We start from the raw sequence: 18,469 nt of genomic DNA, 5'->3' as shown, positions 1-18,469 counted from the left end.
ATCACCCTCTCAGGTCGGCTACGCATCGTCGCCTTGGTAGGCTTTTACCCCACCAACTAGCTAATGCGCCGCAGGCCCATCTGTAAGTCATAGGTTGCCCCATGTTTCATGATCTCTCCATGCGGAGAAACCAGCTATCCGGTCTTAGCTACCGTTTCCGGTAGTTATCCCAGTCTTACAGGCAGGTTGCCTACGTGTTACTCACCCGTCCGCCGCTAACTTATCCCCGAAGGAATAAGTCCGCTCGACTTGCATGTATTAGGCACGCCGCCAGCGTTCGTCCTGAGCCAGGATCAAACTCTCCATTAAGGTAGTCTTCTCAAGCCGAAGGCCGAAATGACTACAAGGTTTGTTCGACTTGCTCAAAAGTTACTGCTAGCGAGAATTTTCATTCTCTATTAACACTCACTCGTTGTTCAGTTTTCAAAGGACAATTCTTTCTTCCAAAGACATGCGTGTAAGCATTCTTTGCTTTGTCGCTTGTTGTTACCTTGTTTAGCGGCGACCTTTATAAGGTACCACATTCACCTATAACAATGCAAGCACTTTTTATTACCAAATTTCATATCCACTTGCGCTGCCTGCCTCTTAAGGACAAGTCCTTCTCAGCGGCGAAGACTAATTTATCACAGACACCATATCAAAGTCAAGCCTGTATTTAAAATTAATTTCTGTACACTTTATAGAAGGGGCAGCAGCCTGCAGCTTGCCGCCCCCTCCCTTTCTTACAGCCACCTGATTATTCGATCATTCCCTCTTCCGGACTGCTGGCCGATGCATACCGCTTTTTAGCAATTCGACCGGCAAGGAAGCCTTTCCTGCCCGCATCTACAGCGAGCTTGAAAGCCTCCGCCATCAGAGCTGGCTGCTGAGCCCCGGAGACGGCTGTATTCAGCAATACGCCATCAGCGCCTAGCTCCATGGCGAGCGCCGCATCGGAAGGGCCGCCAATACCGGCGTCCACAATAATCGGCACTTTAGCTTCTTCAATGATAAAACGAAGGTTGCCCGGATTAACAATTCCTTGTCCCGAGCCAATGGGAGATGCGCCAGGCATGACAGCGGCCGCTCCGGCTTCCTGCAGCTTACGGGCCAGAATCGGGTCGTCAGACGTGTAGGGAAGCACAATAAACCCTTCATCAACCAGAATCTTCGTCGCCTCGAGTGTACCTACCGGATCCGGAAGCAAAGTTCTCGGATCTCCGATGACCTCGACCTTAATCATGTCACAAAGCCCGGTGGCTTTGGCCAGGCGGGCGATACGCACCGCCTCTTCCACCGTATAAGCGCCAGCCGTATTGGGCAGAAGCGTAAATTTTTTCAAGTCTAGCGTCTCCAGAAAGTTAGGCGCATCCGGGTTGTCGATAGGCAGACGACGGATGGCAAAGGTAAGCACCTCGGCGTCCGAGGCGCGCACGGCTTCCCCTTGGACGTCCAGGGACGTGAACTTGCCGGTACCTAGCAGCAGCCGGGATTTAAACGCATAAGGGCCGATTTTCAATAGGTCGCTCATGATATAGTTTCTCCTTCCGATGTATAGATCCAAACCTTCTGCCCCGATTCTTGCGAGCAGAACAAATCCGAGGCTAGCCCCCTCCTACAAAATGCACGATCTCCACTTGATCCCCTGCTTGAAGCTCTACGCTCTCATAAGCATGGCGGTCTACGATATTCCGATTTAACTCGACGACCAGTATTTTATTCTCCAGCTTATAGAAAGCCAGTAATTCCGCTACGGTCGCGACACCGCTGACTTCCCGATCTTCCCCGTTTACAACCAGCTTCAACACCGCTCCTCCTTCCTAATATTGCGCGATAGAACCACGTATGTCGGACGACATAGAAAAAGCCAGCCTGGGAGGGCCGGCTGACTTCATGATCGGTTGCTTTTCAAGGCGTTCGAGCACTCGTCCACTTCCCTACGCTGGCATCATCCAGGACAAACCCGCGGCCGGTCTTTCCTGCCGCAAATCCGTCAATACAGGTTCCAAGGGTCAAAGAACAGCTTCTTTATCTCAGCCCCGCATCTTGAGGCTCCCCTAGTGGCTTATGAAATTGTTCTACACGATTATATCATACTGCCTGAGGTTTGACATCCCGATAGCGCAGCTCAAGCAAGCTCAGATCAGGATCTGCCGTATGCACGACCTCCACGGCCAGCGCTTTCCTCACCAGCTTATTGAGCAAAAGCGGAAGCTCCTCCTGAACGTCGGACAGCTTGGGAAGCATCTGAAGCTCCTGAATGCTCCAAGCTTCCTCGCGGCTTGCCAAAAGCGTAAGGAGCAGTTTGCAGCAACGTTCCATCTTGGACATAACGGAAAACTCACAGGCAAGCAGGACAAGCTGCACGCGCTGCTTCAAGGTTTCATTGCTCAGCGTAAGCTCCTCATACAGCTTGTAGACGCCCGGGTTGATCAGCCGCACTTGACTCCACACCGTAATCTCAGGATGATAGCCCGCCTCGACGATAACGATCCGTGCCCAGTGCTGAAGCGCCTCTAAAATATTATTGTAAGCATCCAGCACATGTTCACCGGCCAAATATTCCTTACTTTGCAAGTAGCTGCGAAGGAAGTGGGAAAACTCGATCAACAGCTTTTGCTCTCTCAGTTCCTCGGGAAACTCCAGCACCCGATGCCGCAAGCCTTCCAGATACATCTCGCGATCCAAAAGTATCTCCCCTTTTAAGATCCAGTATAGAACGTTACGCTGCTTGCCATGTAAAATCAGGTCTTCAAGCATCTTCGGGGTGATCCATCTTTCTTGTATCCGCAGATGGTCTTTTATATAATGAGTTTGTTGGTCCGCCCGTTCGGCTTGACGACTGACGACCAATAGCAGATAATCAAAACCGTCGGTTACTGCTGAATAAAGCGAAGGATTGTCTACTGCCAGTACACCTAACACGGCTTCGTCGCGCCGAAGCCTGTCCACATGCTGCTTGTTTAGAGATTCCATGAATGAAAAGCCTCCCTGACCATGGAATACGTAGGTTATCTTTCTGTAAGAACTATTTCTACATGCAGGGGCAGTTTCCTGCAAATATTTTGTGCCAGCACTCACAATTCTTGAATGAAAGAAGTGACGATTGTGCGATTCAGATCAAGCAAGGCGAATGAATTCCGGCTCTGGGGCCTGCTGCTTACGATGGGCGGCATGCTGCTGATGATCCTGGGATTAGCCGGTATCGTATTCGAATGGGGAGCAGCCGGCAGGCTGTTAGCCGCGATCGGCATGGTGATCGGAGCTATCTTGATGCTCGCCAGCATGGGCATCTACTTTGCCGCCGGGATGATGTCGACAAGCGCTGTTGTCGTCGTCTGCCCGGAGTGCGGCAAAGCTACCAAGATTATCGGCAAGACGGACCGCTGCATGTTTTGCAAAACGATACTGTCTTTGGATCCCGCCCATGCGCCATCCGAAGGAGCCCTTCCAGCCGAACCTGCTAAGGCCGGGCAGGAAAGTGCAAGCACGACGCCTTAAAACACCAAAAACGGCATGCCCGATTCTTGACCCGGGACATGCCGTTTTTGGTTGTCTTTTGCTATTTGGCCAACTCTTCTTTAACCCAATTCCATGCCTCGGGCACCTCAAAGCCTCTGCGCCAAGAAGCCACTCCGGCGAGCTCATATTTCCTCACGAGCCCCATTCGAGCACGAACGCTTGTCTCATCCTCAATCCATATTTTATTCAGCTTTCCGTCTTCTTTGTATTCGATATAGTTTTGCCCGGTCGACTCCGAATAGGTCGATTTGAGCTTCTGCTCACGGATAATCCGCTGAGGCATCTCCATAAAGACAGCCCGGGAGCTCACTGACGGCTTACCGTTCTTCGTAACCTCCGTCCAGACACGGGTATAGAACGGAACCCCGAGAATCAGCTTGGAGGGCGGGATTTTATCTTGACGGAGCAGGCCCAGGATCGACTCCTCCACCCACGGCAGCGAAGCTACCGAGCCGGCCTTGGGGCTGCTTGCCCAATGCTCGTCATAGGCCATGAGCATCATATAATCGACGGACTCGATCAGGGCACTGCGGTCATAGAACATAGACCACATCTCATTAGTCGACTTCGGCGTAACATCTATGGATATGATAAGTCCCTGTTCGTGCAGTAATGGGGTGAGCTCGCGGACAAATTGCACAAGATTCTGCTTATCCTTCAGTTCCACGTTCTCGAAGTCGATGTTAATGCCTTCCAGCCCATACATCTGAGAAAAGCTGAGCAACTGCTTGATCATCTTCATTCTTCTGTCATAAGTAGACAACGCTTCGGTTGTCCGCTTCGGATCGAATCCATTACTGAACAAGGCCCAGACATGATACCCGTTGGAATGCGCCCATCGGACATAAGCCGGGTCGGCCAGATTTTGAAGATTGCCCTCGCCATCCTGCAGATGGAACCAGGTTGGACTTACTACATTCACTCCCGGCATATCCGCAATTTTGGACGTGTCCGGATTTTTCGAAACGACGTGCTCCCAGGTAAGATTTATTTTGCCGGTTATGGGTCGCTTAGGCTGAAAGTCCTTCTCCTCGGCCTTAGCCGGAATCTTTTCTTCCCGGTCAAATACCGCATCGCTTTTGCGCACATATCCCCTGTGTCCATTCGTTAACTGCACCCGATACCATTCCGTTTCCTCCCCCCAGGCAATCAGAGCTTCCCCCTGCTTAAGGTCTGCCAGAATCGGCGATTTGATGGAGGGGTCCCGGCGCATAGCGACGGTTTTCTCAGGTTTGCCTGCATAGGAGGCGGCCCGAAGCCAACGGATCGTCTCTCCTTCATTAAATAGAAGCACCGCACCCGTCTCTTCGGATTCCCGCAGGTCAATCTGATAGAAGCTGCGAAGCGGATCGATCGGCAAATACAGCTTGCCGCCCGATTTCTCCAGCGGGAACTTCAAAGTGAACGGCTTCTCATTCACCATGCCGGTTAGCTCGCTAGTCCTCAGGCGAACGACTTTATTTTGAGTCGTAATAATGGTGGATTCCGTTTTCTGCTCATACACGACCAATGGGTCGATCCGCTCCTGTACGGTATCGAAGGACAGCTTCAATGATTCTTTGCTGCCGACAGCCGGGTCTTGAAGCATGCCCCCTTGATAGAATACCGGCTTGGGATTTCCGTCAAAAGTAGGCGGCTCGTGCTTGCCGCTCGGAACATACAGCATCCAATAATAAGCAGTAAGCATACACGCTATGACAAACGCAAGAAAGAGCAGCACCCCTCCCAAGACTCGCCGCTTCCTGCGACGGCCCGGTCCTGGCGGGTATGGATTCACATTCATGGGTTCACCTCTGAGAGCTCGCAATTATAAGAAATATCCTAAACATAAAATAAGACGCATCCGATCCGCAAGATTCGCGTTACCGAACACGTCTACTATACCGGAATGGGTACTATCATGTCGTCTTGCTCATACAGTCCGAGCATGTGCCATATACCTCGACACGATGGCTTTTCACACGGAATCCGGTCATCTCCCCAGCCGCCTGCTCCAGCTCATCCAGGGGCTTATAAGCAAAATCGACCAGCTTGCCGCACTCTTCGCACAAGGCATGGTAGTGATCGGACAGATCGGCATCGAACCGGCTGGAATGGTCCCCGTAGGTCATCTCTCGAACCAGGCCCGACTCCATAAATACTTTGAGATTGTTATATACGGTAGCCACGCTCATGCTAGGAAACTGTGGCGACAACGCCTTGTAGATATCATCTGCCGTCGGATGCGACATCGTGTTCAACAAATACGACAGGATCGCATGGCGCTGCGGGGTCATCCGGACACCCATGTTCTTCAGTTTGTCTAGCGCCTGCACCAACGCACTCATGGTGATCACCGCCTAACCGGGTAGAGTATATCACTTTATATTACCCGCATGGCAGACAGATTGTCAATTCAGACGCTGAACAGCCAACGCCCCTTTAGTCTCAGCAAGCACTCGGTACGTACCGCCTCCAACCGTCCCGCTAATAGATTTTTTGTCGACGGTTAGCGGCAAGTCGCTTTGAACGCTACCAAAGCCACCGACGCCCTCAACGGTATAACTGCCATCCGATGGAAGCAGAAGATCAAGCTTGCCATGCTTCGTCATGACATCCCAATTGCCCCCAATTCGCGAAGCCGCGATCTTGACGGAAGCGCTGGAGCTTTGCGTTCGAAGCTGCCCAAGCTCGCCGTCCACCCTTATCGCTCCATTGGTCATGTCGATCTCTACGTCTCCGCTATGCCCGGTAATTACCGACTCAGCGTTCGTCGCCTTCAGCCGCGCGGCTCCCCGATGCTCGGATACTTCAAGCGAGCCATTCGTGAGCTTGAGCGATAGGTCGCCTTCCGTCTTATCGGCCTTTAATTGACCGTTAGTCGCTTTCAACTCCACGGTTCCCGCCAGCTGCTGCACGGAAATTTCACCGTTGACGGCTTCCGCCACGAATCTCTCCCCGAGAAGCAATCTTGAAGCAACAATTTGACCGTTGACCAGACGGACGTCCCAGTCGGCTTGGAGGTTAGCCGGCACCGTAACGGTCATATCCATCCGGGGCTTTCGTCTGCCCATAACCTTGAAGCCATATTCCTTGGGGACCGTCCTGATCTCAAGGGTATCTCCCTCAAGCTGGTGATCCATTCGGGATGCGTCCGCAATATCGGCAGCTTCCTCTGCATTATCGGTGTTCACATACACGCTGAGCGACACCTCGATCTGCTCGACATTGCCGGGCTGGATCTTCATATTGCCGTTCGTGTTCACGATTTTGATCTGCTTGACATCGGCCGCAGGGATCTTCGTTACTCCTTTGTCAAACTTCTGGCCATCGCTAAATGCCTCGAAGACGCCGGCAATACTCGTACTCCCCAGACCCCTGAACCCTTCGAGACCTTTCCATACGCCCGGACTCTGAACAGTGACAATGACGACAGCGGCTACCACGACGGCGAAAATGATCCCTCCCAGATCCAGCCGCAGCGGACGTTCTTCCTGGCCATGGCGTCTATTGCTCAGAATATACTCGAATCCCAGCATAATGAACAGAACCGGCCACCAATGTACAAGCTTGGGAATCAGGCTAGTTCCAGCGAGCTTATCGGCCATCACCGCTCCGCCCACGAGAACAAGCACAAGAGCCGCCGTATATCGCCCTACCTTTAACATACGTAACACTCCCTATTTTTTCATCGATTCCCTGAAGAAGAGGAAAAGGCCGAGTCCGATCAACAGCAGGGCTCCCAAGGTAGAACTCATAAATTCAAAGACCTGATCCAGCCATTCCGGCCGGCCGGCCGCCAAAAATAACACGATGCCCGCGATAATCAACAGATACCCGAAGCTGTTGCCTCTCTTTCGCTTACCCTTCAAGTGCCCGTGGCTTCCGTCCGTCAAATCAAACCCGCGGCCTTCCGGATAATCTAGAGGCTCGCCCCATCCATTGACACGATCCGTCTGCTGCAGCGCATCGAAAATATTGTAGAAATACATGATCGGAAGCAGCAAGGAAAACAGCACGATGAGCGGGATGCTCTCACTGACAGCAAAATAGACGATGGCGAAAATGTCCAGCATAAACAACACCATGATGCCGAGTCCTCGCTGCATCAAGCCCAGATATAGCTGCCCGGTGCCCGGTATCATAAACGATAAAATCCCCGCAACCCATTTGCTCTTGCGCAGACGCATGGCCATATAGGGGTCGAAGGGCCGCTGCGCACCTTGACCCCAGCGCTCCATTCGTTCCCTCAGGAATTCGTCCTCGCTCCTGTCATCCATTGTATCCCTGCCGTTACCTTGATGATGTTCCATACCGCACCCCTCCTTAGGACAACAAGTGGCGAGAAACTGTCTCCACCGCTTGATAGAGCTGGGCCGCGCCGAAGCGGACTCCGCTCTCCAGCTCACTTGTATTCAACGACCTGATCTTACCGATAATACCGGAGGCGATAAATAGGAAAGTTGCTGCGGCAGCTACCATCCCGTTGGTTAGCTCACGCCTCCACCCCTGCGCAGCTGCAGGCGAGGACGGTGCCAGCCTTGTCGCCCTTGTCGAGGAGGCCGACATGGCGCCCGCATCCGATTGCTCGTCCGGCTCATTTCCCAATCTCAAGTCCCCCAGCACGCGCTCGGTTAGCTCCCCCGGAGCCTTCAGCAGCGGGAGCTCTTCGAGCTCAAGCTCGATATCGAGAAGGGCAGACAGACTGCCTCTGCAGTTCGGACATCTGCTCAGATGCGTACGGATCCGCCTTGCGTCCAGTTCGGGACAACGTTTATTCAGATAGTGCAGCAGCTCTTGATCGCTCAGATGCTTGCCAGTCATGCCCGCCCACCTCCAGCCATTTTTGTTTCAGCATCGATTTCCCCCGGTAAAGCCGGGTTTCCACCGTCTTGATCGGCAAGCCCGTCGCATCGGAAATTTCTTGATACGATAACTGCTTGTAATGATATAAATAAAGGACAAGCTTATATTTATCGGGAAGTGCGGCCAGCAGCTTCTGAACGGTCTGCCTCTCCTCCCTTTCAAGCACCCTGGCTTCGGGTTCCTCCTTGCGGTCTCCGAGCCAGCCCTTTACTTTATCCAATATCGCCTCGTAAGGCTTACGCTTCCGGGAACGACGATAATCCGCCACCAGGTTAACCGTCAGCCTGTAGATCCATGTCTTGAGCTGGGAATCGCCTCGGAACCGTTCAACAGCCCGAAACAGCTTGAGAAATACCTCCTGAGTCAAGTCCTCGGCAGTTTCCCGATGTTCAACCATTCGGTAAATCAGCGTATACACATAATCCTGGTGGCGCTCCATCAGGATGCGGTACGCCGCTTCTTCACCTTGACGGATCCGGTCGACCAACTGTTCATCCGTCATGTTTTCCATCGATTCACCGCCTTGGCTCTTTCTCTTATTTATTTAGACGTTAGCGCAGCCAGCTACCCCTTCACATTCCGACAAAAAAGACCGCGGCCATCCTCTATTCCATAGAAACAGCTTTAATGCCCTCAATAGCCAGCAGCTCCTCAACAGTTTGGGGCGTATGCATTTGTTTGGCCAGACGAACTTCCAGCTTGATCTGAATCATTCGGGACGCCTCATCACCGGACCCAGGCATCTCCTCAACCGACCATTTTTTAATATCGCAGCCCTTGCTGGCCAGCACGTGAGAGACCTTCCCAAGCAAGCTCGGAAGGTCAGCCGCCTCGAGCCGAATGCTGCGTGTTTTTTTATGGGCCATGTACCGCTTCTCCACCACGTGAAGGCCGAAGAGACTTATCAGGGCAAACAAGCAGGCAAGGCCGGCCGCATAGTAAAACCCCGCGCCTATGGCAAGTCCGATCGCAGCTACAACCCAGAGCGATGCAGCCGTGGTTAGCCCTGTAATGGCCTTGCCCGTGTAGAGAATGGTGCCTGCTCCTAAAAAGCCGATCCCGCTGATGACTTGCGCAGCCAGGCGGGCCGGGTCTCTCTGGACATGATCGAGCCTGCTAAAGTCGGCAAAGCCATACATCGACAGCAGCATAATTAAAGTCGAGCCTAGGCATACAAGCATATGCGTGCGCAAGCCCGCTGCCCGGCTGCTCTGCTCGCGCTCGAAGCCGATGAGACCGCCTAGCAGCATAGAGAGCAGCAGCCTGAGCGTAATATGAAACAAATCTATCGTCCAAGGATCATTCATATCCCATATCTCCTCCTGGTCTTACCGGATGTGACCCTTATTTTACCACGAACTGCCGCTCCCCATTGCTATATCCCATAAAAAAAGCCCTCCATAAAAAAAAGCCGCGGAGTCAAGCCTCCGTCAGCTTAATAAATTGAGTCATTGTAATGCCTGGCGCGATCAGATGCATCCGGGCAGGCTCGAATCCATGCTTCTCATACAAAGAGACAGCAGGCGTATTGCCTGTCCCCGTCGAGACGACGATGGCGCAGCCCGGAATGGCAAGACTCTCGACATGCCGCAGCAGCTTTCCTGCAATTCCTTGCCTGAAATGTCCCGGATCGACCATCATCCGGCAGATCGTCAGCTCTCGCGCGTTTTGCTTGCAGGCGATCGCTCCTACAAGTCGCTCGCCTGAGTAATACCCGAAGAAAGATTCGCCCGACTCCCGCAAGGTTTGAGGCGAATCGAACAAGGGGGGAATTTCATCAAAGCCTATGAGCTCGGCCTCTATACGGTAAGCCTTTTGCTGCAGCTCCAGCAGCGGCAGCAATTCATGAAGATTTTCCAGATCGATTGGCCGGATCACGTGCATCCTCCCTCGCTTGCCCCAAGCAGGCTGAGCTCCCCTGGAAGCTTAACCCGATTAACGATTTAGGCGGTCCAATATTAGCTTGTTAACCAATCCCGGATTGGCCTTGCCCTTCGTTTCCTTCATAATCTGTCCGACCAGGAAGCCGACGGCTTTGTCTTTGCCTGCTTTAAAGTCCGCAACCGACTGCGGATTTTTTTCCACGACCTGATCGACGATAGCCGCGATCGCTCCCTCATCGCTAATCTGCACCAGACCCTGCTCCTCTACGATGGCTTGCGGGCTTTTGCCTGTCTCAAGCATCGACTTGAACACGGTTTTGGCGATTTTGCTGCTGATGGTGCCCTTCTCGATCAGACCGATCATCTCGCCCAGTCCTTGACCTGTGATGCGCACATCCGCAAGCTCCAGGCTGTTCGCATTGAGATAACCCAGAAGCTCGCCCATAATCCAGTTGGATACGGCCTTGGCATCCTGAGTAAAGTTAAGGCTCTCCTCGAAGAAATCCGCGAGCTTCATGGAAGAAGTAATGACTTCGGCATCATAGCTCGGCAGACTGTATTGTTCCATATAGCGCTTCTTGCGTGCGTCCGGCAGCTCCGGAATCGTACTGCGCACGCGAGCCTTCCACTCTTCGTCGATGTGCATGGACACCAGATCCGGATCCGGGAAATACCTGTAGTCATGCGCCTGCTCTTTGCTGCGCATCGTCAGCGTCTTGCCCTGCGCCTCATCCCAGCGTCGCGTTTCCTGCACAACCTCGTCTCCGCTGTCCAGCACGTCGGCCTGCCGCCATTCTTCATATTCCAAGCCCCGCTGCACGCCGCGGAAGGAGTTCATGTTCTTCAGCTCCGCCTTCGTACCGAACTTCTCCTGGCCGAATGGGCGCAAACTGATATTCGCATCGCAGCGCAGCGAGCCTTCCTCCATCTTCACGTCAGACACATCGCAATATTGCATAATCGCCTTGATCTTCTCCAGATAGGCGCGCGCTTCCTCCGGCGAGCGGAGGTCCGGCTCCGAGACAATCTCGATCAAAGGCGTACCTACGCGGTTGAAGTCGACCAGCGAGGCATACCCGCCATCGACATGCGTAAGCTTCCCGGCATCCTCCTCCAGATGGACTCGGGTAATACCGATCCGCTTCGTATTGCCGCCGACCTCGATTTCGATCCAGCCGTGTTCGCCTACTGGCTTGTCGTATTGCGAGATTTGGTAAGCCTTCGGCGAGTCGGGATAAAAGTAGTTTTTGCGGTCAAACTTCGTATCTGTCGCCACCTGGCAGTTCAGAGCCATCGAAGCCTTGATCGCGTATTCCAGCGCCTGCTTGTTTAGAACCGGCAGGACTCCGGGATGCCCGAGACATACCGGACATGTATGGCTATTCGGCGGAGCTCCGAAGGAGGTGGAGCAGCCGCAGAAAATTTTGGATTTCGTGTGCAGTTCGACGTGCACCTCGAGACCGATCACGGTCTCATACTTGCTGGATGATGCTTGCTGGTTACCGGTTGCCGCTGTCATGTGAGGTTGCTCCTTTCCTTAAAGCTGCGGACGCTGCTTATGAAACTCGGTATGCTGCTCAAATGCATGAGCCGTGCGCAGCACCGTCGCTTCGTCCAGCGCCTTGCCGATAATTTGCAGACCTATCGGCAGGCCGTCAGCCATGCCGCAAGGTACGCTGATAGCAGGAACTCCTGCCAGGTTGACCGGTATGGTCAAGATATCGTTCAGGTACATGGTAAGCGGATCGCTTGTCTGCGAACCGATCTTGAATGCAGGCGTAGGAGCCGTCGGCCCTATCACTACATCGTAGTTCTCGAACACTTGGTCAAAATCCCGCTTAATTAGCGTCCGAACCTTCTGTGCCTTCAAATAGTAAGCATCGTAATAGCCGGAGCTCAGCGCATACGTCCCCAGCATGATGCGGCGCTTGACTTCGTCGCCGAAGCCTTCGCTGCGGCTTTTCAGATAAAGGTCCAGCAGGTTTTTCGGATTCTCCGCTCTAGCGCCATAGCGCACGCCGTCAAATCTGGCCAGGTTGGACGAGGCTTCGGACGAAGCCAGCAGGTAGTACGTAGCGACCGCGTATTCCGAATGAGGCAGCGACACTTCCTCGACGACAGCGCCGAGACCCTCAAGCGTCTTGAGTGCGCTCTGCACCGCTACCTTCACCTTCGGATCAATGCCTTGTCCCAAATATTCCTTAGGTACGGCTACGCGCAGTCCTTGAATATCGCCCGTCAGCGCGCTCAAATAGTCCGGGATCTCCACATTCAGCGAGGTCGAGTCGGACGGATCATGTCCGGCGATCGCCTGCAGCAGGTAGGCGCTATCCTCCACATTTTTCGTCAGCGGGCCGATCTGGTCCAGCGATGAGGCGAAGGCCACCAGGCCATAGCGCGAGACAAGGCCGTAAGTCGGCTTCAGTCCGACCACGCCGCAATAAGAAGCCGGCTGGCGGATAGAACCGCCCGTATCGGAGCCCAGCGAGAAGAATACCTCGCCTGCCGCGACTGACGCAGCGGATCCGCCGCTGGAGCCGCCTGGCACATATTCGGTATTCCACGGGTTGTAGGTAGGATAGAAGCTGGAATTCTCATTGGAGCCGCCCATAGCGAACTCGTCCATGTTCAGCTTGCCGATGGTGACCGCTTCGGCTTCCTGAAGCTTCTTGACCACCGTAGCATCATAGATCGGATTGTAATTACGCAAAAATTGGCTGGCGCAGGTTGTCGTCAGCCCTTCGGTTACGATATTATCTTTAACCCCGATCGGCAGCCCGAATAGCAGACCCCGGGAATCGGCGGTACCCAGCTTCTCGTCAAGCGCCCCGGCCTTGGCAAGCGCGCGCTCTTCATCCAAGGCCAGAAACGCCCGGACCTTGTCGTCCACCTCGGCGATCCGCTTGAACGATTCGTTCACCAGATCGGTGACGGTAATTTCTTTGGCATGCAGCTTGTTATGTACTTCCTGTAATCGCAGATTAAGCAGAGACAAGCGTGAATCCTCCCTTCAAATGTCGCGTTTCCTATTCCAGTACGGCCGGAACTTTGAATTGTCCGTCCTCTTCGTCCGGCGCGTTCAACAGCACTTTGTCGACGCCCAGGGACGGTTTAACCGCGTCTTCACGCATGACATTGACCAGAGGCATCGCATGGCTCGTCGGCTCCACATCATCGGTGTCCAGCTTCCCGAGCTGCTCCGCATAGTTAAGAATCGCGCTCAGCTGCTCCGCAAACTTCTCTTTCTCCTCTTTGCCCAGCTCCAAGCGGGCCAGCGCCGCTACATGCTCGACGTCCTTTACTGTAATACTCATTTCCTGCACCTCGCTTCTTGGCTGATCATTCCTATTATTATAGCTCAGTTACCTGTTGAACTCAATGTATAGGCGAGCGCGTCCAGCTGTTGCTATAATGGATTAAGCACCGCTAAAACCCGCTTTACCGACAGGAAAGCAACAGGATAAATTGCCCGCCATGCAGCTATGTTCCCTTCGGCTAAGCCGCTGTGTTTGTATAGAACGAAGAAGCCGGTCCTTCCTCGGGAAGGGACCGGCTTCTTCGAGCTGCCGCTGAGGCTGCCTTTTCTATGCTTATTAAATCCAGGCTTTCAAGTGAATCTGCCGGATGAAATCCTGATCGGACTGGACATCCTTGCTGGCCTCAGCCTGAACCTCTTCGACTTCGCCAGTCATGATCCGGTGAAATAACGCAGAATTCTTCGTGGCAAGCGCAAAATCAATCAGCGCCTCCCGCTCGATCCGGTCGGCCTCCAGCTTCAGCAGCGTCTCCTCCAGCTCCACATCGGCTCCCGGCACAAAATGATGCTTGTTGGTCTTCGGAACGCGTACGACATAATCGAACACATTGTCCGCATTGCGATCGTAAGCGATGATGTAACCGTATTCGCCGACAGGAAGATTTTGCTCGAAGCTGTCTCCGACTATAATGACTTTTTGCCCTAAACGCAGCATGCTTGTTCCCCTTTCGCTCATCCGTTCCCTGCTTGTTGATTCATGCTAGTACCGGCGCGATTGCTATATAGATGACTAGTGCGTATTCGTGTAGGAATAATTCATGAATCCAGCTTTCAACGTGTAAGTATCTATCATTTAATTCTACTAATCATATCATTTTTTGACAGGGTAAGCAATGAAATCGACCAAGCATTCGACAGCTAGGATAGAAGGCCGCAGCCGGGCTTGAGGAGCGCCTCTTCGAGCGGTTAACCATGGGGATGGCTACAGACGAATCAGCCCTTCCCGCGTCACGCTAAGCTTCTCGAAGCCGCTGTCCGTCACCGCATAGCTGTTCTCGATACCGACGACCCCGCGTCCCGGAAATGTAAATTTCGGCTCGATCGCAATGACCATGCCTGGCTGGAGCGCATAGCGGAAGCCTCGGGCCAATACAGGCCACTCATCGATTTCCAGGCCGATACCATGTCCAAGAAATCGGACCTGATCCGCTCCGAATCCCATGAAATGCTCGGACAAACCCGCTTCGTCCGCAAGCTTCAGCGATTCCGCGTACAGCTGCTCGCAGACCTCGCCCGGCCTAAGCATCGACTCCGCTTGGCGAATAATACGTTCGGAATGCCGGTAGGCTTGATCCAAGTCCTCGTCCAGCTTGCCGATCACGACCGTGCGCGTCTGATCTATGACATAGCCCTCCACACAGCAGCCGATGTCGATCAGGATCGGCTCATCGCGCTTGATGGGGCGAAGACTGACGCTTTGCGGACAGAAGGGTCCGAGGCCAAGCCCGCCTGCCGGTCCGTCGAAGTAGGTAGGTACCGCCGCTGCAGGTCCTGCTCCGATCATGCCCGTGATCACGGCCTGGTTGAACCCGCGCAGCCGCATGACGCCAATATGTCCCCTTTCGCGCATATAAGCCTCGATCCGGCTCATCATATCAAGCTCGCGGAGGCCGGGCTGCAGCCAGCCGAGGGCGTCCTCGAACGCTTCGTCAACCAGCCTCGCTGCCTGGCGGATATGGGACAGCTCCGCTTCCGTCTTGATCATGCGCAGCTCCCTGATCAGGGCGGAGCCGTCCTTCCACTGAACCGCAGGAAGCGCCTGCTGCAAACGCTGGAATTGCTGAACCGGCAGCACGTCGAACTCGGCGGCCAACAGCACCGCCCCATCCCCGAAGCCGGCGGAAAGCGCTGGGAACAAGCTGCCCAGCTGAACCGCCAGCTCGCGGAGCGAGCCGAGCGTCGCTACGGGCCAGACCGATTCTTCCATCGCCCTCGCTACGCTTCGTCTGACGAGATAGCGGGGTTCTCCCGCTGCCGGAACGACCAGATATCCGGTTTGCATCGACCCGGTTAAATAATACAGATCTACATTCTGCGCGATGAGCATGCCATCCAGTCCGCTTTCCTGCAGCTTGGCCTGCAGACGGTTTACCCGCCCCTCGTATTCCTGCTTATTCGTCCTCATCCTATGTGCCACGCCCTTCATCCGAGCCCCCGCTCAGGCGGGAAACCGTTCTTTTTCTTTACATTACCGGGTGCGGGGGCAAAATGCAAAGGACGAAGAAGCCGTTGTCGGTTCCTTCGCCTTATGTTGATTTCTGAGAATGGCCGTCCTGTACACGCGGTCTAATCAAGTCACCCCCCACGAGCATCCGCGAGTCACTACGAGTCCCGCGAGCGATTCCCGCTAACCTGCGAAGGGTTTGCCTACCGAAAGCGTACGCTGGCTACGCTGCTAATCACGATCGGCTCTTCGCGTCCCTGACCGAGCTGAGGCCGTCCGAGCTCAACGATCGCAACGACGGATGGGCCATAGATCGTAGCCTGTACGCTTCGCGTCGTCTGGCGAGAGGTTCCCGCATGTACCGTAATCGTCCGCGACAAGGTGTAGGGATAGGACGTGTGGGTTACAAACTCAAGCCGGTGAACGACAGGGGACGACTCCAGCGTACTTCCGGGCAGCGGCGTCAAATCGGCCGCCAACTTGAAATTGAGCCTGAGGTACTTGAAATAATTGTCTCGTCCTGCCGCCTCATCCCAGATAATTCGGCCCAGCGCGGCCTGTGCCGGATCGATGTTCATCGAAGCCGCTCGTGCCGCCTGGTCCAATCTGGGCTTCGATTTGGAGATGGTATGTGCGTGAAGCAGCCAGTTCCAGGCGAGTCCCCACAAGAGAACGGCCGGGATGATCGCAAGTAAGGCGGCGAGCAGTACGTGTACGCCGCCCCGTTCGCTATGGATGACGCTTTCCAGCCTATTCATACGCCTCGCTTCGGCCGTACAGCACGATGTGATAGAACCCTTCATGCTCGGAGGCCCCCCCTCCTCCCCGAATCGCCCGGACGATCCGCGTCATGTTCGGAGCCGGGTAGGTCAATTCCAGCCTCACGGTCGGATCGGCCGCATCTCTTCGAACCATTGTCGCGGTACTGCCTGTGTAAGAGGGATAGCCTGCCCCGTTCACGCTCACCGGCCCCATTCCCAGGCTGGCCAGCCGCCCGTTCAAGCGGCTGCGAACCTCGCCGCTGACATAGCCTACAGCTTCGGCTTCCTTCAGCGCATGATTGGCCAAGGTATTCAAATGGTTCGCCTTCATCGCGAACACAAAGAACGGCACGATGGCAAAGGAAAGAAACAACAGCACCGGCATAATCATCAGCGTCACCAGCACGTTAGACATTCCTTGCTCGTTTTTATGGAATCTCTTGACCGCCAACCGGGCCTTTGTCATCGGCTTGTTCAGTTGCTGACATAATCGAAGCTTCGGATTTTCCGGGTCATCGTGGCATGCCCGTCTCTCAACTGCTCCTGAACGCCGCCCTCGCCCGGCTTGAATATGAACAGGCAGATGCCAAACACGAGCACGACGAGCAGGCACATCGTAACGAGCTTGCTCATCGGTTACGGAGCGGTCGCGGTTACGCTGCCATCCGTCTGACTGACGGTTGCCGTTGAAATGCTTGTGTTGAGCGCGGTCCCCTTCGTACCAACCGCCGGACCGACTCGCGTTCCGGCCACAAACATAGCTGCTCCTCCAAGAAGAACGGTCAGCAGGCATGCAATCACTAATTTCCCCATAGATTCTCATCCTTTCGAATTATCCTTTTACTTTAGATTGTTGTTCATCATTCAAATGCATCTTGGATGCGCAATTGCGTTCGGCTGCCGGCCGAGCCCGCCGCCGGCGCCAGTTGGCCGCCCACTACATACAGCACGGTGCCTCCCAGCAGCACCGCGAGCAGGATCGCAATTACCAGTTTGGACACTTCACCACACTCCGTTTTCTCTTCTTAGCCTTCGAAGCTGGTCATCAGCTGTTCCGAGATGGTAATCAGCCAAGGGTAGAGGAACAGCATCACAATAACCGCGAAAGGCACCATAATATAGAAGCTGATCCATACGGGCGCATTCTCCAGCTGACGGTCGCGCTCGGCGCCAAGCGTCGCTTCGATTCCCGCGGTTTGTTCCTTTAATACTTTGGCTACCTCATGCGAATCGGCTCTGCTAACCGCCTCCAGCGCATTCACCAACGGGAAGGCTTCGGAAATGCCGACACGTTCGCGAAACTTACGAATAGCAAGCGTCCGATCCTTGCCCCACATCACCGCCAGCTCCTGCAGAGGCGGCTGGAGCAGCACTAGCGGCCGACCGGCGCGAACGAGCAGCTCCCGCATATCGGACCGCTCGCTGACACATACGGATAAGCGATGCGACAGCTTGGCAATCTCCATCAGCAGCCTGGCTCTCCGCGCCCGGACCGCTGCGGCCAGCCACCAAGGGGGCAGCAGCCACCCGGCCGATCCTGCCAGCAACAGCTTCAACAGCACGCGCCATGATCCGCTGGCGGCACCGGATACCGGCGCAAAGCCCGAGGGTGCAAGCAAGCCTTGCGAGAGCACAGCCAAAGCCAGCAGAGTCAGCGCCGACAGCAGCTGGACTTGTCCAAAACGCTTCCTTGTCCAGTATGCGGACAGTCCGGCAAGCCGCGCTTTCTCGTTGTAAGCCCGGGTCTGCTGCGCACGTTTTATCGAGGCTTGATTGAGCGATCGGCTCCGGGCAACGGGAGCTCTTCGCTCCCACCGCTCCCGCATGAAAATGAGCCGACTGCCATCAAAGCGGCGAAGCGAGCCGGCAGCCGTAAAAGCAAGGAGGCCGCTGCCAACCGCGAATAAGACCAGCCAGGCATAGCCGAAAAGCCCACCGGCCAAGCTCCAGTTCTGCACAGCACCGAGCGCTTCACCGCTTGCCCCCATGCGCTCAC

Annotated in this window: 23 protein-coding genes and 1 rRNA gene; 1 reads left to right on the top strand and 23 read right to left on the bottom strand. The window is 54.6% G+C overall.

Annotated features, from left to right (window positions below; all coding sequences use genetic code 11):
- The 4 genes from GSF01_RS14695 to GSF01_RS14680 form a co-directional block, all read right to left on the bottom strand.
- Window positions 1-309 (bottom strand): 16S ribosomal RNA (locus tag GSF01_RS14695); the annotation flags it as partial.
- 430 nt (window positions 310-739) lie between these two features.
- On the bottom strand, window positions 740-1,513 hold the full coding sequence (locus tag GSF01_RS14690; protein ID WP_159885248.1) for a thiazole synthase: 774 nt from the start codon (window positions 1,511-1,513) through the stop codon (window positions 740-742).
- A 73-nt stretch (window positions 1,514-1,586) separates the two neighbouring features.
- Complete coding sequence (thiS, locus tag GSF01_RS14685) at window positions 1,587-1,787, bottom strand: sulfur carrier protein ThiS (protein ID WP_159885246.1); 201 nt, start codon at window positions 1,785-1,787, stop codon at window positions 1,587-1,589.
- Window positions 1,788-2,073: 286 nt separating this feature from the next.
- Window positions 2,074-2,958, bottom strand: coding sequence for a nucleotidyltransferase-like protein (locus GSF01_RS14680; protein ID WP_159885244.1), 885 nt, complete (start codon window positions 2,956-2,958; stop codon window positions 2,074-2,076).
- A gap of 132 nt (window positions 2,959-3,090) precedes the next feature.
- On the opposite strand from GSF01_RS14680, the gene GSF01_RS14675 reads away from it, so the two are divergent.
- Complete coding sequence (locus GSF01_RS14675; RefSeq protein WP_159885242.1) at window positions 3,091-3,483, top strand: DUF2614 family zinc ribbon-containing protein; 393 nt, start codon at window positions 3,091-3,093, stop codon at window positions 3,481-3,483.
- A gap of 61 nt (window positions 3,484-3,544) precedes the next feature.
- Here GSF01_RS14675 and GSF01_RS14670 read toward each other — a convergent pair whose 3' ends face one another.
- The 19 genes from GSF01_RS14670 to GSF01_RS14595 all read right to left on the bottom strand — a co-directional run bounded on the left by GSF01_RS14670 (window position 3,545) and on the right by GSF01_RS14595 (window position 18,461).
- Window positions 3,545-5,287 (bottom strand): glycosyl hydrolase family 18 protein, encoded by a 1,743-nt coding sequence (locus GSF01_RS14670; protein WP_159885240.1) that lies wholly within the window; start codon window positions 5,285-5,287, stop codon window positions 3,545-3,547.
- Window positions 5,288-5,402: 115 nt separating this feature from the next.
- The gene (gene perR, locus GSF01_RS14665) at window positions 5,403-5,831 is read right to left on the bottom strand and encodes a peroxide-responsive transcriptional repressor PerR (protein ID WP_159885238.1); all 429 of its coding nucleotides are present in this window, start codon (window positions 5,829-5,831) and stop codon (window positions 5,403-5,405) included.
- A gap of 63 nt (window positions 5,832-5,894) precedes the next feature.
- Window positions 5,895-7,151, bottom strand: a complete 1,257-nt coding sequence (locus GSF01_RS14660; protein WP_159885236.1) for a DUF4097 family beta strand repeat-containing protein — start codon at window positions 7,149-7,151, stop codon at window positions 5,895-5,897.
- Between the two features lie 12 nt (window positions 7,152-7,163).
- Window positions 7,164-7,796, bottom strand: coding sequence for a hypothetical protein (locus GSF01_RS14655; protein WP_235941510.1), 633 nt, complete (start codon window positions 7,794-7,796; stop codon window positions 7,164-7,166).
- Between the two features lie 13 nt (window positions 7,797-7,809).
- Window positions 7,810-8,307 carry a zf-HC2 domain-containing protein gene (locus GSF01_RS14650; protein WP_159885234.1) on the bottom strand — a complete coding sequence of 166 codons (498 nt, stop codon included), beginning with the start codon at window positions 8,305-8,307 and terminating at the stop codon, window positions 7,810-7,812.
- On the bottom strand, window positions 8,258-8,860 hold the full coding sequence (locus GSF01_RS14645; protein ID WP_159885232.1) for an RNA polymerase sigma factor: 603 nt from the start codon (window positions 8,858-8,860) through the stop codon (window positions 8,258-8,260). The genes GSF01_RS14650 and GSF01_RS14645 overlap by 50 nt, the downstream gene beginning before the upstream one ends.
- A gap of 94 nt (window positions 8,861-8,954) precedes the next feature.
- Window positions 8,955-9,656 carry an MgtC/SapB family protein gene (locus GSF01_RS14640; protein ID WP_159885230.1) on the bottom strand — a complete coding sequence of 234 codons (702 nt, stop codon included), beginning with the start codon at window positions 9,654-9,656 and terminating at the stop codon, window positions 8,955-8,957.
- Window positions 9,657-9,768: 112 nt separating this feature from the next.
- Complete coding sequence (locus tag GSF01_RS14635) at window positions 9,769-10,227, bottom strand: GNAT family N-acetyltransferase (RefSeq protein ID WP_159885228.1); 459 nt, start codon at window positions 10,225-10,227, stop codon at window positions 9,769-9,771.
- Between the two features lie 57 nt (window positions 10,228-10,284).
- Window positions 10,285-11,751 (bottom strand): Asp-tRNA(Asn)/Glu-tRNA(Gln) amidotransferase subunit GatB, encoded by a 1,467-nt coding sequence (gene gatB, locus GSF01_RS14630; protein WP_159885226.1) that lies wholly within the window; start codon window positions 11,749-11,751, stop codon window positions 10,285-10,287.
- A gap of 18 nt (window positions 11,752-11,769) precedes the next feature.
- Window positions 11,770-13,227: an Asp-tRNA(Asn)/Glu-tRNA(Gln) amidotransferase subunit GatA gene (gene gatA / locus GSF01_RS14625; protein WP_159885224.1), complete on the bottom strand. Its 1,458-nt coding sequence runs from the start codon at window positions 13,225-13,227 to the stop codon at window positions 11,770-11,772.
- 31 nt (window positions 13,228-13,258) lie between these two features.
- Window positions 13,259-13,546 (bottom strand): Asp-tRNA(Asn)/Glu-tRNA(Gln) amidotransferase subunit GatC, encoded by a 288-nt coding sequence (gatC, locus tag GSF01_RS14620; protein WP_159885222.1) that lies wholly within the window; start codon window positions 13,544-13,546, stop codon window positions 13,259-13,261.
- A 279-nt stretch (window positions 13,547-13,825) separates the two neighbouring features.
- Entirely contained in the window at window positions 13,826-14,203 is a 378-nt protein-coding gene (locus GSF01_RS14615; RefSeq protein ID WP_159885220.1) for an ATPase, read from the bottom strand.
- Between the two features lie 267 nt (window positions 14,204-14,470).
- Window positions 14,471-15,673 carry a M24 family metallopeptidase gene (locus tag GSF01_RS14610; RefSeq protein ID WP_159885218.1) on the bottom strand — a complete coding sequence of 401 codons (1,203 nt, stop codon included), beginning with the start codon at window positions 15,671-15,673 and terminating at the stop codon, window positions 14,471-14,473.
- A gap of 242 nt (window positions 15,674-15,915) precedes the next feature.
- Window positions 15,916-16,515: a hypothetical protein gene (locus GSF01_RS14605; protein ID WP_235941508.1), complete on the bottom strand. Its 600-nt coding sequence runs from the start codon at window positions 16,513-16,515 to the stop codon at window positions 15,916-15,918.
- Window positions 16,463-16,888 (bottom strand): hypothetical protein, encoded by a 426-nt coding sequence (locus GSF01_RS14600; RefSeq protein WP_235941506.1) that lies wholly within the window; start codon window positions 16,886-16,888, stop codon window positions 16,463-16,465. The genes GSF01_RS14605 and GSF01_RS14600 overlap by 53 nt, the downstream gene beginning before the upstream one ends.
- Before the next feature lie 59 nt (window positions 16,889-16,947).
- A complete protein-coding gene (locus tag GSF01_RS29340) occupies window positions 16,948-17,106 on the bottom strand; it encodes a hypothetical protein (RefSeq protein ID WP_201305397.1) in 159 nt (52 codons plus the stop codon).
- Window positions 17,107-17,109: 3 nt separating this feature from the next.
- Entirely contained in the window at window positions 17,110-17,286 is a 177-nt protein-coding gene (locus GSF01_RS29335; protein ID WP_201305396.1) for a hypothetical protein, read from the bottom strand.
- Window positions 17,287-17,333: 47 nt separating this feature from the next.
- Window positions 17,334-17,474, bottom strand: coding sequence for a hypothetical protein (locus tag GSF01_RS29330; protein ID WP_201305395.1), 141 nt, complete (start codon window positions 17,472-17,474; stop codon window positions 17,334-17,336).
- Between the two features lie 24 nt (window positions 17,475-17,498).
- Window positions 17,499-18,461, bottom strand: coding sequence for a hypothetical protein (locus GSF01_RS14595; RefSeq protein ID WP_159885216.1), 963 nt, complete (start codon window positions 18,459-18,461; stop codon window positions 17,499-17,501).
- Window positions 18,462-18,469: the final 8 nt, after the last annotated feature.

Source organism: Paenibacillus puerhi, assembly GCF_009846885.1.
Taxonomy (GTDB): domain Bacteria; phylum Bacillota; class Bacilli; order Paenibacillales; family NBRC-103111; genus Paenibacillus_G; species Paenibacillus_G puerhi.
Note: the sequence above shows the minus strand (reverse complement) of the source record. Positions and strands in the feature narration are given on the sequence as shown.